Source organism: Agromyces sp. Y575 (genome assembly GCF_059445445.1).
In genome coordinates, this window is record NZ_JCAIUI010000003.1 from 551,864 (window position 1) to 566,048 (window position 14,185).

The following is a 14,185-nucleotide window of genomic DNA, read 5'->3' on the forward strand; positions in this document are numbered from 1 at the left end:
GCCGTGCCGCGCGAACCAAGCGCGACACGGCCAAGTGTCATCCGATCACTCGGAGGTGTTCATTCAGCCGCCGATGGCGCCCTGCGAACTGCCGCCGGCCTTCAGCGCGGCGAGGCGCGCGTCGACCTCGGAGAGCTCGCCGAGGTCGTCGAGCTCGTTGAACTGCGCGTCGAGGCTCGACGCGGCGAGCTCGGCCTGTCCGCGAACGACGGCCTCCTCGCGTCGGATCTTGTCTTCGAAGCGACCGATGTCGCTCGTCGGGTCGAGGATGTCGATCGACTTGACGGCGTCGTGCACCTGCTTCTGGGCCGCGGCCGTCTTCGAGCGGGCGACGAGCTCGGAGCGCTTGTTCTGCAGCTGGACGAGCTTCTCCTTCATGCCGTTCAGGCCGGCCTTCAGCTTGTCGACGACCTCGGTCTGCGCCGCAATCTGCGGTTCTGCGGCCTTCGCCTCATTCTCTGAGGAGATCTGGCGACTGAGGGCGACCTTGGCGAGGTTGTCGAACTTGTCGGCACCCGAAAGGTCGCCCGCCCTGCGCAGTTCGTCCCCCTTGCGGCTCGCCGCGACGGCCTTCTCGCCCCACTCGCGTGAGGCCTCGACGTCTTCGCGATGGTCGTCTTCGAGCAGACGCAGATTGCCGATCGTCTCGGCGATGGCGGCCTCGGCGTCGGCGATCGCGTTCGTGAAGTCGCGCACCATCTGGTCGAGCATCAACTGCGGGTCTTCCGCCTGGTCGATGAGGTTGTTGACGTTGGCTCGCACGAGCTGCGAGATCCTTCCGAAGATGGACTGTTTTGCCATGGTCGTTCCTTTCGTGGTGATCGAAGTTCCGTCGTAACGGTCGTGGTCGGTCGGGGACTCAGCGTGCGCTCTGGCGCGGTTTGCTCCGGCGCGTCAGGGGGCTCAGAATCGGCCCCCGCTTCCGCGCCGCGAACGAGTCGCGGAGCCGCCGAAGCTGCCTGCCGAGCGGCCGCTGCTCCGCCCGCCGCCGAAGCCGCCCGAGGAGCGGCCTCCGCCACCGAAACCGCCACCTCGGCGGCCGCCGCCGCCGCCGAGAACCGAATTGATGAGGATGCCGCCGAGCACCGCACCGAAGATGTCGCCGCCGGAGCTGCCGCCACCGGTGGGTCCGCCGTAGCCGCCGCCCATGCCGCCGGTGCCGCCGAACCCGTTGACGTCGCGTTGCGCGTACGACATGGCCTCGGATGCGAGGCGTTCGGCCCGCTGGGCCGAAGTGAGGGCGGCGGCGGGGTTCGTCGCTGCGGCTCCTTCGGCCTCGACGAGCAGCCGGCCCGCCTCGGCGAGCCGCGTGCGCGCCTCGGCGCCGACCGCGCCGCGCCGGGCGACGAGGTAGTCTTCGGTCGCCTGCACCTGGGATCGCGCGGTCGTGAGGGCCCGGCCGAGTTGCGCTTGGGCGCGGGCGGCCTGCTCGGCAGCGTCTCGAACGCTCTGGATGGTCGCGTCGATCTCACCGTCGGCCTGCTCGAACCGTGCCTGCAACGCGATGGGATCGCGCCCGGGAGCGCTGATCGCCGCTCGGATCGCGGCTGACTCGGCGGCGACCCGATCGGCGACGGCCGTCGCCGACTCGTTCGCGAGTCCGCGTGCCGTTGCGACGTCGCGGTCGAGCTCGTCGACGCCCGCCGCCACAGTGCTGTCTGCGGTGGCGAGATCTGCCGCCAACCGTTCGACGGCGACCGTCAGCAGCTTGGTCTGGTCGACGGCCTCTTCGGCGGCCCGGATGCTGACGGCTGCCTGCGCGGCATCGCCCGCAGCGAGATCCGCGCTCGCGGCCGCGAGCGCCTCGCGGGCGAATCCGATGCGCGATTGCGCCTGCGTGAGATTGTCGGTCACAGGTGCGATGGCGGATGCCGCGTACTGCGCCGTGAGTGCGGCGAGCCGCTGGTCGGCCGGCGCAATCGCGGCTTCGGCCTCGGTCGCGGCGGCCGTCGCCCGCTCGAGTGCCGCGGGTGCGTCGCGCTCGAGCGCGCGCAATTCGTCGAACTGCTCGGCCTGTTCGTCGAGGAGCGCGTCGGCTTCGTCGGCCAGCTTGATGATGCCGCCGTACCATTCGCGCCGCTGCTCGTCGGTGTCGGGGGTCGCATCGTCGAGCTGCTGCTGCAGTGTGAACGCTTCGGCGAGCTTGGCCTTCGCGCTGACGAGGGCGGTCTTGAACGACTCGGTCGCGGCGTCACCGTAGGAGGCGACAGCGAAGCCGAGTTCCTCCTCGCTCGTCTTCACTGCGTCGTCGGCCTGCACGAGGGCGCTGCCGGCCTGTCGGCGCAGCTCGTCGATCGAGGGGAGCGGCACTCGGCCGGCGTCGGTGCCCGAGGCACGCTTCTTCTTGCGCCGGGCGAGCACGATCGCGATGATCGCGATGACGACGGCGGCGATGACGATGAACCAGACGAGTCCCCAGCCCCATCCGCCGCCGCCGGAATCGCCGGCGATGGCGTCGGCACCCGCGATCGCCGCGCCCGCCCAGTCGCCGTCGCGGAGCTTCGGCTCGATGACGTCGAGGCTGATGCGGTCGAGTTCGTCGTCGGAGAGTGCGGCGTCACTCGCCGCCGAGAGGTAGTAGGCGCCGCCGTCGACGGCGACCGCGAGCAGGTAGTCTTCGGCGCCGAGGTTGTTGGCGATGGCGGTTTCGTCGGCCCACGCCGTAGCGGTCGCGGGGTTCGTGAAGGTGCTGACGTAGGCGACGAAGAGCTGCCGACCGCTGCGGTCGGCGGCGGAGTCGAGTGCGGCCACGACCTCGTCGGTATCGCCGCCGAGGGCGTCGACGGTGTCGACCACGGGAGAGCCCGCTTCGAATGCGACGGGGTCTTCAGCCCATGCGATGCCGGTGGCGCCTGCTCCGATCACCGCCCCGGCGACGATCGCGAGAGCCGCGGACCATTTGCGTACTGCGCGCATGCACCAGTGCCTTTCAGCGTCCGAGCGGACGATCTCGATTCTATGGGGACGTTGCGTGCCCCGTCCATGTCGGGCCGGGGCGATCAACGTGAACGGTCGAACGAGCAGCCGACGGAGGACGGAGTTCCGGTGACGTCGTCGCGGGCGACGGCCCGGGCCGGTCAGGCCGGTTCAGCCGACGACGATCGCCGTCGGCGGCGAGACGAGGTGGTCGATCTCGCCCGCCACCGGATCGGAGAACATGACGACGGCGCTCACCCCGTATTCGCCGGGGGAGAGAGCGGGCAGGTCGGCCGGCAACGTCGGGGCGACCTCGTCGTCGGGCGAGCAGCGACGTGTCTCGAACGTGCCCGTGAGTTCGATCGACGCGCCCGGTGCGAGTTCGATCGACCGGGTCGCGGGGTCGGAATCGCCGCTCGTGTGCCACACCGTGACGCCCGCCTCGGCGACCGTGAGCGCCGGGGAGAGCCCGAGCTGCCCGCTGACCGGCGTCTCGCCCGCGTTGGTCACCGTGACCAGTGCATCGACGGATGCCCCGGCCGGGGCGGCCCCGACGGTGGCGACGGTCACGGTGAGCCGGCTCACCGCGGCATCCGATGCCGTTGCGACGGGCGCGCCGCACAGGTTGACCTTCTCGAGAGGTGAGAGCTTCAGCCCGAGCGCGTCGCCGGACGTCGAATCGCCGCCGACCTCGGGCGCCATGTCTGTTTCGGGTGCGGTGGCGGCCGCCGGCGCCTCGCTGAGCGACGAGTCGCCGGCCGTCGTCGACGTGCCGAGCCCGCTAGTGCCGACCACGACACCGCCGATGCCGAGCACGACCACCACCGCGGCTGCACCGCCGGCGATCGCCGTGCGCCGCGAGCGCCGGCGTGCACGGCTCGCCGCGAGCACGGCGTCGACGTCGATGGGGCGCGGCGTCGCGGCATCCGCTGAGGCTGTGAGTCGCTCGCCGATGCGCTCGCCCGCTTCGTTCCGCTCAGGTGCCGACATGACTGCCTCCCGTTCGCGCGGTGCGCTCGCCCGCCGGATCGATCGCAGAGGAGAGGGCCGTGAGTCCGTCGCTGAGGTACCGCTTGACTGCGCCCGAGCTGATGCCGAGCACCGCGGCGATCGCGTCGACCGTCAGGTCGTCGTAGTAGCGCAGCACGATGCACGCCGCCTGGCGCGGCGCCAACTGCCGCACCCGGGCGGCGAGGTCGAGCCGGTCGTCGCTCGCTGAGGCGGGTGACTCGACGGAGACCGGCGCGAGCGCGAGGTGCCGTACGCGCCGCCACGTTCCGTCGCGGCGCGAACGGTCGATGACGGCGTTCAGGATCGCCCGCCGCACGTAGGCCTCGGCACGGGGAAGCGTGAGTGCCATGCGCGGGCGCCCGAACGTGCGAACGAGGGCGTCCTGCACGAGGTCGGCCGCGTCGTCGACACTTCCCGTGAGCAGGTACGCGTAGCGGCTGAGCGCATCGCCGCGCTCGACGACGAGCGACGTTGCCACGGCGTCCCACGACCCGCCCACGCGTGCTCCTCCCGACGACGGCGTTCGCCCCGTCACCTGTTCAGACGAGTGGGTGGACGGTTTCGTTGGGGGCCGTGACGAGAAAAGCCTCGGTGGGTGGCCGAGGCTTCTCGATTCAAGTGATGGACGACCGGCTCGAAGTGCCGGTGCCACCACTCACTACGTGCCCCCGGAGGGATTCGAACCCCCGACCTACGGTACCGGAAACCGGCGCTCTATCCCCTGAGCTACGGAGGCGCACAGCTAGAGAGACTACCACTTCGAGCGCTGCGTCCCGACCCGTGGGCGGGCGCTCTGGCGGCTCAGGAGATGCTGAGCCGGGCGACCGTGCCGAGCAGGTCGTCGCGCACCTTCGCAGTCAGGAACGCACGTGCGCCGTGCAGCACGGGGTCGTGGTCGATGCGGGTCGCGACGACCTCGGGGTACCAGCGGCTGAGGCGACGGATGCCCCGCTCCACCGCCGTTGCGAGCGGTTGCCCACCGACGATCGCGGTGGGCCCGGCGAGTACGAGCCGACCAGGATCGAGAGTCGCGAGCAGCGGCAGCGAGATGTGGGCGACGCGCTCGCCGAGCTCTTCGATGATCGCGTCGCGGGCGTCGCTCGCCGCGATGGCCTCCAGGGCCGAGCGGTGGTCGGTCGCATCGAGGCCGTGGGCGGCGGCGATGCGGCGAACGGCCGCCGCGCCCGCGAGGTCTTGGCTCGTGACGGCGTGGGAGTCGAGTGCGGCCGCGGCGGCGGAGAGCGGCAGGAAGCCGACCTCGCCCGCTCCGCCGAAACTGCCGCGGTGCAGGTCGCCGGCCACGTCGAACGAGGCGCCGACACCGTTGCCGAGCCAGAGCAGTGCGAAGACGTCCCGACCTTCGCCCGCTCCTGCATCACGTTCGGCGATCGCGGCGAGGTTCACGTCGTTCTCGATGAAGGCCGCGACGCCGAGCTCGGCCTCGAGGGTGCGCCGCAAGCCGGTGACGGGCCAGCCCGGCAGTGTCTCGCTGAAGAGCGTGCCCGCTTCGCCGGGATCGACGTAGCCGGCCGTGCCGATGCACACGGAGTGCACGACGGCCGGGTCGGTGCCGGCCGCGGCGCTCGCGTCGCGGATCGCTGCGTCGACCTCGCGCACGGCATCGCGGCTCGCGGTGTCGCGCGACAGCACTGTGCGCACCACCGGGCGCTCGCCGCCGGCAGCGTCGACGACCGACGCCCGCAGCTCGTCGGCCTCGATCGCGATCGCGACGCCGAGCGGCCGGTCGGTGCGGGCGGCGTACAGCGTGGCGCTGCGACCGGGGTTGCCGGCGACCTGCCCGCGTTCCTCGATGACGCCTGCAGCGATCAGCCGGGACATCATCATCGAGGCCGTGGGCTTGGAGACCCCGACGAGTTCGCAGATGCGGTTGCGGGTCAGCGGCCCGTGGTCGAGCAGAGCCGAGAGGCCGACACGGTCGTTGACCGCGCCGAGCCACGACGGGGTTCCCTGCGCCGATCTCATCGCGAGTGCGCCGCCGTCAGGCGGCGGGGAGATTCCCGAGCATGGCGGCGACGAGCTGGCCCGCGTCGCCGGGTTCGAAGAGTTCGGTGGACTCGATGACGATCCAGTACGGGCCGGTGAAGATCTGCGCCTGACCGATGCCCGCGGTCTGGCCGAAGTACCCCTCGACCTCGGGCGGCGTGCCGTAGGTGGGCACGGGGTTCGAGCCCATCGCCGCGTCGTTCTTGTGGACGTCGAGTGCGGCGGGCGGGGGAGTCGCGACACCGATCTCGATGATCTCGCCGCTCGTCTGGTTCAGCCAGCCGCACGCGGTGCCCGCCTCGTCGACCACGGCGACGACACCGGCGCCCGAGGGGGCGAAGTCGGGCGCGACGCCGTAGTTCGGGTTGAACTCGTACACCTGGTCGGCGGTGAGCAACGCGTCGCACGCGATCTCGAAGGGCACCAGCGGCGCCGCGGTCTCGGTCGGCTCGGCGCTGGCGACCGGGCTCTCGGATGTCGTCGGGGGTGCAGCAGTCTCGCTGGGTTCGGGGCTTTCGCCGGTGCATCCGCTCAGCAGCATTACGGATGCCACGGCCAGGAGAACGACGGCGGCGGGGCGGGTGCGGATCAGCTGGAACGAGCGCGACATGTGACGAACCTTATCAATGGCGACGGGTAGGATTTGCGGGTGACTCCCGCCGATCTTTCGCGTGCCCTGTACGACCTCGTCCTCGCCCTCGCCGAGCGACGTCGTGCCGCGGGCGACGAGGTGGCGCTCGAGCTCGCGCCCGGCGACGTCACGCTCGAGCGACCGAAGAACCGCGAGCACGGCGACTGGGCCTCGAGCATCGCGATGCGGGTGGCGAAGCCGCTCGGCACGAACCCGCGCCAGATCGCCACAGAACTCGCCGCGGGTCTCGCCGCGATCGAGGGTGTCGCGAGCGCCGAGGTCGCGGGCCCGGGGTTCATCAACATCCGGCTCGACGCCGCCGCCGCGGGTGCGCTCGCCAAGACGATCGTCGAGGCCGGCCCGTCGTTCGGGCACAGCGATTCGCTCGCGGGCAGCGTCATCAACCTCGAGTTCGTCTCGGCGAATCCGACCGGGCCGTTGCACATCGGCCACACCCGCTGGGCAGCACTCGGCGATTCCATCGGCCGCGTGCTGCGGGCCGCCGGTGCCGAGGTCGCCAACGAGTACTACATCAACGACGCCGGCAACCAGATGGAGACCTTCGGGGCTTCGGTGCTCGCGGCGGCGAAGGGCGAGCCGACGCCTGAGGGTGGCTACCCGGGCGCCTACATCGGCGAACTGGCGCTGCGCGTGCTCGAACGCGAGCCGAACCTGCTCGAGCTCGCCGACGATGTGGCGCTGCACACGGCCACCGAGATCGCGTACGAGCTGCAGCTCGCCGAGATCCGCGCCTCGCTCGATCGCTTCAACGTGCACTTCGACGTGTGGACGAGCGAGCGACGCATGCAGGTCAAGGGCGACGACGGTCTCTCCGACATCGACACGGCCGTCGAGCGGTTGCGCGCTCAAGGCCACGTCTTCGACGAAGACGGCGCAGTATGGGTGCGCACGACCGACTTCGGCGACGACAAAGACCGGGTGGTCCGTCGCAGCAACGGCGTCTACACCTACTTCGCGGCCGACGCCGCCTACTACCTCGACAAGGGCGACCGCGGCTTCAACCACAAGATCTACCTGCTCGGCGCCGACCACCATGGGTACGTGCACCGCCTGAAGGCCCTCGCGGGCGCCGCCGGCGACGACCCCGAGCGCGACATCGAAGTGCTCATCGGGCAGCTCGTCTCGATCAACGGCGCCAAGCTGTCCAAGCGCGCCGGAAACATCATCGAGCTCGACGACCTGCAGGCCTGGCTCGGCACCGACGCGCTGCGTTACACGCTCGGCCGGTACCCCGCCGACTCGCCGCTGACGATCGACCCCGAGATCCTGCAGCGCCGCACGAACGACAACCCCGTCTTCTACGTGCAGTACGCGCATGCCCGCACGTGCGCGGTCGACCGCAATGCGGCATCCGTCGGCCTCGATCGCTCGTCGTTCGCGCCCGAGCTGTTGACGCACGAGACTGAGTCGGCGCTGCTCGGCGCCCTCCAGGACTTCCCGCGCATCGTGGCCCAGGCGGCCGAGTTGCGCGAGCCGCACCGCGTCGCCCGCTACATCGAAGAGCTCGCAGGCCTCTACCACCGCTGGTACGACAACTGCCGGGTGCTTCCCCTCGGCGAAGAACCGATCGGCGAGCTGCACCACACGCGGCTCTGGCTGAACGATGCGACCGGGCAGGTCCTCCGCAACGGGCTCGATCTGCTCGGGGTGTCGGCCCCCGAGCGCATGTGACCGACCAACCCGAACCGGAGGCGCAGATGGCGAACAACGGCGGCGACCGCGATCCGAGCGGTACCGCGACGCTCGGAGTACCTGCCGCACGCACCCGACGGCCGCTCGGTCGTGCGGCCCGCGCATGGATCGTCGTGGCCGCGGTGCTGGTGGCCCTCATCGCGCTGTTCCTCGTCGCCGACATCATCGCCCGGAACCTCGCCGAACAGCGCGTCGCCGAAGAGATCGAGTCGATTCTGCCCGACGGCGTCGAGGGTGACGTCGACGTGACGATCGGCGGGTTCTCGATCATCGCCCAGTACTTGACGGGCACGATGGAGCGCGTCGAGCTCGACGCTCCGCAGCTGGACGTCGACGGTGCGCCCATCGATGTCTCGGTCGTGGCCGAGGGCCTGCCGGTGGACTTCGAGTCGCCGGTGCAGCACCTGACGGCGACGATCGCCGCCGATGAGGAGTCGGTCAACCGGCTGGTCTCCATCGCCGGTATCGAGGCCGGGTTCAGCCTCGGCGACGGCACAGTCGGATACGAGGGCGAGCTCGAGCTCTTCGGGGTGCCGATCAGCTACCAGATCACGGCGGCGCCGATCGCGGCCGGCGACTCGGTGCTCCTCGAACCCGCAGGGGTCGAAGTCGGTGCCGGCGGCGCGTCGATCGACGTCTCGGGCGTGATCGATCGCCTGCTCGGCGGCGACCCGCTCGAGGTGTGCGTCGCCGACCGGTTGCCGGCCGGCGTGCAGCTCGAGTCGATCACGGTGACGCCGGGTACCGCGATCATCGGGCTCCAGGCCGACGGGCTCACCCTCGACGCCGAGAGCCTCGAGCAGCACGGCAGCTGCGGGTAGCGTCGAGCAGCTCCGGGCGTCGTCGATTCGGCCCGGCATACGAGCCTCGGTAGACTCGCGGTACGCCGACCCACAAGGTCTGCGCGCACTGCAGGCTTCAGGAACCGATCCGGGTTCGCTCGCCGCGAGCGATCCGTGCCGTCGTCTCCGTCCCGTGAGGTTTCCCCGTGGTATCCACCGCACCTGTTCCCGGATGGCTCCGCGTGCCCGCTGACGCCAATGCGCTCGCGCCGCTGGTCTGGCCCTCGAACGCAGCCCGCGACGGGGGCGGCGGGCTCGTCATCGCCGGCCGCGACGCCGCGTCGCTCGCCGTCGAGTTCGGCACGCCGCTCTACGTCGTCGACGAAGCCGACGCGAGGTCTCGCGCGGCGCGCATCAAGCGGGCGTTCGACGACGCCGCGGCATCCATCGGCACGACTGTGACGGTCTATTACGCCGGAAAGGCGTTCCTCTCGGGCGCGATCGTGCGCTGGGTCACCGACGAGGGCCTCGCGGTCGATGTGTGCACCGGCGGCGAGCTCGCGGTCGCGCTCGCCGCGGGCGCCGATCCGGCGCGTCTCGGCTTCCACGGCAACAACAAGTCGATCGCCGAGATCGAACGCGCGGTCGGCGTCGGGGTCGGGGTCATCGTCATCGACAGCGAGGTCGAGATCGAACGGGTCGCGGATGCCGCGGCACGCGCGGGCCGGGTGCAGCGTGTGCGTCTCCGCGTCAACAGCGGGGTGCACGCCTCGACGCACGAGTTCCTCGCGACGGCCCATGAAGACCAGAAGTTCGGCGTCTCCCTCGCCCGGGCGGTCGAGCTCGGCACCCGAATCCGCTCGCATGCCTCGCTCGACTTCCTCGGGTTGCACTGCCACATCGGCTCGCAGATATTCGACTCGGCGGGCTTCGCCGAATCGGCCGAACGCCTGCTCGCGGCGCACGCCGAACTCTCGCGGGTCGCGCCGGTGCCCGAGTTGAACCTCGGCGGCGGGTTCGGCATCGCCTACACCTCCGTCGACGAGCCCGAGCCGATCGAGGAGATCGCCGCAGGCATCGTGCGCGCGGTCGCGAACGGATGCCGCGAGCACGACGTGCCCGTGCCGAAGCTCGCCTTCGAGCCCGGCCGCTCGATCATCGGCCCCGCCGGCGTCACGCTCTACACCGTGGGCACCGTCAAACCCGTACCGATCGAAGGCGGCGTGCGTCACTACGTCTCGGTCGACGGCGGCATGAGCGACAACGCCCGCACCGCGCTCTACGGCGCCGAGTACTCGGCTCGCATCGCCTCACGGGTTTCCGATGCGGCCCCGGCGCTCGTGCGCGTCGCGGGAAAGCACTGCGAGTCGGGCGACATCGTCGTTGATGCCGAATACTTGCCCGGAGACGTCGCCCCGGGCGACCTGCTCGCCGTGCCGGCGACCGGCGCATACTGCTGGTCGCTCGCGTCCAACTACAACCACGTGCCCCGGCCACCCGTCGTCGCCGTGCGTGACGGGCGCGCTCGTGTCATCGTGCACGGTGAGACCGAAGAGCAGCTGCTCGCCCGCGACGCGGGGCTCGATGCATCCGTCGACCGTGCTCTCGGCGGCCCTGCCGTCGACGACCATGCCCTCGGCGGCCCTGCCGTCGACGACCATGCCCTCGGCGGCCCTGCCGCCGGCGACCGTGCCACCGAAGGGAACCCCGCATGATCGAGTACCGCTCCATTCGAGTGGGCCTGCTCGGCGCTGGCTCGGTCGGTTCGCAGGTGGCGCGCCTCCTGCTCGAGCACTCCGATGAACTCGCCCAGCGCATCGGCGCCCGCATCGAACTCGTCGGCATTGCCGTGCGCGACGTCGAGGCCAAGCGCGACGCCGAACTGCCGCGCGAGCTGCTCACGACCGACGCCGACGCGCTCATCCTCGGCTCCGACATCGTCATCGAGCTCATGGGCGGCATCGAGCCGGCCCGCACGCTCGTGCTGCAGGCGATCGGCTCGGGCGCCGACGTCGTGACCGCCAACAAGGCACTGCTCGCCAACCACGGCCCAGAGCTCTTCGCCGCCGCCGAGCAGGTGGGTGCCCAGCTCTCCTACGAAGCGGCCGTCGCCGGGGCGATCCCGATCATCCGGCCGCTCCGCGACAGCCTCGCCGGCGACCGCGTCGAACGCATCCTCGGCATCGTGAACGGCACGACCAACTTCATCCTCGACCGCATGGACCAGACCGGTGCCTCGCTCGAAGACGCGCTCGCGACCGCGACCGAGCTCGGCTACGCCGAAGCCGACCCGACTGCGGACATCGGCGGGTTCGACGCGGCGCAGAAGGCCGCCATCCTCGCGAGCCTCGCCTTCCACACGAGCGTGCCCGTCGAGGCCGTGCACCGCGAGGGCATCACGGGTGTCTCGGCCGAGCAGGTCGACTCCGCGCGACGGGCCGGGTACGTCGTGAAGCTCCTCGCCATCTGCGAGCGCCTCACCGACGCCGAGACCGGCGAAGAGGGCGTCTCCGCGCGCGTCTACCCGGCCCTCGTGCCGCGCAGTCACCCGCTCGCGGCGGTGCACGGCGCGAACAACGCCGTGTTCGTCGAGGCATCCGCAGCCGGCCCGCTCATGTTCTATGGTGCAGGTGCCGGGGGAGTGCAGACCGCTTCCGCAGTGCTCGGCGACCTCGTCGCCATCGCCCGCCGCCACGTCATCGGCGGCCCCGGCACGGCCGAATCGACGCACGCCGAACTGCCGGTGCTCGACATCGGCCGCATCACGACCCGCTACGCCATCACGCTCGAGGTCGCCGACGAGCCGGGCGTGCTCGAGCAGATCGCGCACATCTTCGCCGAGCACGGCGTCTCCGTCGAGCAGTTGCAGCAGACCGTCAGCGAGGGCTCCGAGCGAGCTACGCTGGTCATCGGGACGCACGAGGCGAAGGAGTCCGCGCTCGCCGAGACCGTCGCCGCCCTCGCCCAGAGCCCCGTCGTCGCATCCGTCGCGTCCGTCCTCCGAGTCGAAGGAACGTAAGTGAACCAGCCCACCCCCAAGGCAAATTCTCGTCAGTGGCGCGGAGTCATCCGCGAATACGCCGACCGGCTCGACGTCACCGACTCCACTCCCGTCGTCACCCTCGGCGAGGGCGGCACGCCGCTCCTGCCCGCCCCGGCACTGTCGGCCCGCACCGGGGCCGACGTCTGGGTGAAGTTCGAGGGCATGAACCCAACCGGCTCATTCAAAGACCGCGGCATGACGATGGCGGTGACGAAGGCCGTCGAGCGTGGCGCGAAGGTCGTCATCTGCGCGTCGACCGGCAACACCTCGGCGTCGGCAGCTGCGTACGCGACGCACGCGGGCATCACCGCGGCTGTTCTCGTGCCCGAGGGCAAGATCGCGATGGGCAAGCTGAGCCAGGCGATCGCGCACAACGCCCAGCTCATCCAGGTGCAGGGCAACTTCGACGAGTGCCTCGACATCGCACGCGATCTCGCCGACAACTATCCGGTGCACCTCGTCAACTCGGTCAACAACGACCGCATCGAGGGGCAGAAGACTGCGGCATTCGAGGTCGTCGAGGTGCTCGGGGATGCACCCGACTTCCACTTCGTGCCCGTCGGCAACGCGGGCAACTACACCGCGTACACCCGCGGATACCGCGAAGATATCGCTGCCGGCAATGCGACGCGACTGCCGCGTATGTTCGGGTTCCAGGCTTCGGGTTCCGCACCCATCGTGCGTGGTGAGCCGGTGAAGGACCCCGACACCATCGCGAGCGCGATCCGCATCGGCAACCCCGCCTCATGGGAGCTCGCCCTGCTGGCTCGTGACGAGTCCGACGGCTACTTCGGCGCGATCGACGACGACAAGATCCTCGAGGCGCAGCGCATCCTCTCCGCAGAGGTCGGCATCTTCGTCGAGCCCGCATCGGCGATCTCGGTCGCCGGGCTCCTCGAGCGCTCGGCCGCCGGCGTCGTGCCCGCGGGCGCGCGCGTCGTGCTCACGGTCACCGGTCACGGCCTGAAAGACCCCCAGTGGGCTCTTCGCACGGCCGACGGCTCCGACGTGCAGCCCGTCATCGTGCCGGTCGACACCGCGCAGGTCGCCTCGGTGCTCGGACTCTCGTCATGATGAGCGCCGCCGTCGCGACGGGCGACGGCCTCTCGCCGTTGCTCACGGGTCGCAGCGTGCTCGTGAAGGTGCCGGCGACATCCGCCAACCTCGGCCCCGGGTTCGACACGCTCGGGCTGGCGCTGGCCCTCTACGACGAGCTCGAGGTGTCGGTGCCGACCGGGTCGACGGTGCACGGCGTCCCGGGCCTCGACATCGAGGTGCACGGCGTCGGCGAGGGAGAGGTGCCGCTCGATGAATCGCACCTCGTCGTGCGCGCCATCGCCCACACCTTCGCGCGCGCAGGAGTTCCACTGCCGGCGTTGAAGCTCGTCGCGCACAACCGCATCCCGCACGGCCGCGGCCTGGGATCCTCCGGCGCCGCCATCGTCGCCGGGGTCGTCGCTGCCAAGGGACTGCTCGAGGGCATCGTCGAGTTCAGCACCGACGAGTTGCTCGACCTCGCCACCGAACTCGAGGGGCACCCCGACAATGTGGCTCCTGCCCTCTTCGGCGGGCTCACGATCGCCTGGGTCACGCCCGACGGCCCCCGCCACAAGAAGCTCATCGTGCACCGCGGTGTCTCGCCTCTCGTGCTCGTGCCCGAGCACGAGATGTCGACGGCGCTCGCTCGCTCGCTGCAGCCCGAGTCGGTGCCGCACGAAGACGCCGTCTTCAACGTGTCTCGATCGGCGCTGCTCATCGCGGCGCTCATCCAGAGCCCCGAGCTGCTCTTCCAAGCCACTGAAGACAAGCTGCACCAGCACTACCGCGCGAAGGCGATGCCCGAGACTGATCGGCTCATCAGGGCGCTGCGCGAGGCGGGGCATCCGGCCGTCGTCTCGGGCGCCGGTCCTTCGATCCTCGTGCTCGCGAGCGATCCGAGTGCACGCGCTGCGGCGATCGCGCTGGTCGAGGCATCCGCCGACACCGTGTGGCAGGCGCTGCCGCTCGCCGTGGACTTCAAGGGAGCGACGGTCGTCGACGCGTCACGCTGACGTCGCGGCATCCGCATTCCGCTGGCGCAATTGT

Annotated in this window: 12 protein-coding genes and 1 tRNA gene; 6 read left to right on the forward strand and 7 right to left on the reverse strand. The window is 70.7% G+C overall.

Features of this window, described 5'->3' with window-relative positions; genetic code table 11:
- Positions 1-63: 63 nt before the first annotated feature.
- The 7 genes from AC1C2U_RS14675 to AC1C2U_RS14705 all read right to left on the reverse strand — a co-directional run bounded on the left by AC1C2U_RS14675 (position 64) and on the right by AC1C2U_RS14705 (position 6,541).
- A complete protein-coding gene (locus AC1C2U_RS14675) occupies positions 64-801 on the reverse strand; it encodes a PspA/IM30 family protein (RefSeq protein WP_495362498.1) in 738 nt (245 codons plus the stop codon).
- A 102-nt stretch (positions 802-903) separates the two neighbouring features.
- Positions 904-2,916 (reverse strand): TPM domain-containing protein, encoded by a 2,013-nt coding sequence (locus AC1C2U_RS14680; RefSeq protein ID WP_495362499.1) that lies wholly within the window; start codon positions 2,914-2,916, stop codon positions 904-906.
- A gap of 171 nt (positions 2,917-3,087) precedes the next feature.
- Positions 3,088-3,906 carry a hypothetical protein gene (locus tag AC1C2U_RS14685; protein ID WP_495362500.1) on the reverse strand — a complete coding sequence of 273 codons (819 nt, stop codon included), beginning with the start codon at positions 3,904-3,906 and terminating at the stop codon, positions 3,088-3,090.
- Positions 3,893-4,426: a sigma-70 family RNA polymerase sigma factor gene (locus AC1C2U_RS14690; RefSeq protein WP_495362501.1), complete on the reverse strand. Its 534-nt coding sequence runs from the start codon at positions 4,424-4,426 to the stop codon at positions 3,893-3,895. Before AC1C2U_RS14690 ends, AC1C2U_RS14685 begins: the two co-directional genes overlap by 14 nt.
- A gap of 164 nt (positions 4,427-4,590) precedes the next feature.
- Positions 4,591-4,663: transfer RNA gene (locus AC1C2U_RS14695), tRNA-Arg, on the reverse strand.
- A gap of 65 nt (positions 4,664-4,728) precedes the next feature.
- Positions 4,729-5,910, reverse strand: a complete 1,182-nt coding sequence (locus tag AC1C2U_RS14700; RefSeq protein WP_495362502.1) for an ROK family protein — start codon at positions 5,908-5,910, stop codon at positions 4,729-4,731.
- 16 nt (positions 5,911-5,926) lie between these two features.
- A complete protein-coding gene (locus AC1C2U_RS14705) occupies positions 5,927-6,541 on the reverse strand; it encodes an iron ABC transporter ATP-binding protein (protein WP_495362503.1) in 615 nt (204 codons plus the stop codon).
- Between the two features lie 39 nt (positions 6,542-6,580).
- Between AC1C2U_RS14705 and AC1C2U_RS14710 the strand changes: the two genes are divergently transcribed.
- The 6 genes from AC1C2U_RS14710 to thrB all read left to right on the forward strand — a co-directional run bounded on the left by AC1C2U_RS14710 (position 6,581) and on the right by thrB (position 14,151).
- Entirely contained in the window at positions 6,581-8,254 is a 1,674-nt protein-coding gene (locus AC1C2U_RS14710) for an arginine--tRNA ligase (protein ID WP_495362504.1), read from the forward strand.
- Positions 8,251-9,096 carry an LmeA family phospholipid-binding protein gene (locus tag AC1C2U_RS14715; protein ID WP_495362505.1) on the forward strand — a complete coding sequence of 282 codons (846 nt, stop codon included), beginning with the start codon at positions 8,251-8,253 and terminating at the stop codon, positions 9,094-9,096. The genes AC1C2U_RS14710 and AC1C2U_RS14715 overlap by 4 nt, the downstream gene beginning before the upstream one ends.
- 167 nt (positions 9,097-9,263) lie before the next feature.
- Positions 9,264-10,772 carry a diaminopimelate decarboxylase gene (gene lysA / locus AC1C2U_RS14720; protein WP_495362506.1) on the forward strand — a complete coding sequence of 503 codons (1,509 nt, stop codon included), beginning with the start codon at positions 9,264-9,266 and terminating at the stop codon, positions 10,770-10,772.
- On the forward strand, positions 10,769-12,076 hold the full coding sequence (locus AC1C2U_RS14725) for a homoserine dehydrogenase (protein ID WP_495362507.1): 1,308 nt from the start codon (positions 10,769-10,771) through the stop codon (positions 12,074-12,076). Before lysA ends, AC1C2U_RS14725 begins: the two co-directional genes overlap by 4 nt.
- Positions 12,077-13,174 (forward strand): threonine synthase, encoded by a 1,098-nt coding sequence (gene thrC, locus AC1C2U_RS14730; RefSeq protein ID WP_495362508.1) that lies wholly within the window; start codon positions 12,077-12,079, stop codon positions 13,172-13,174.
- Positions 13,174-14,151 (forward strand): homoserine kinase, encoded by a 978-nt coding sequence (thrB, locus tag AC1C2U_RS14735; RefSeq protein ID WP_495362509.1) that lies wholly within the window; start codon positions 13,174-13,176, stop codon positions 14,149-14,151. Before thrC ends, thrB begins: the two co-directional genes overlap by 1 nt.
- The last annotated feature ends 34 nt before the right edge of the window (positions 14,152-14,185 follow it).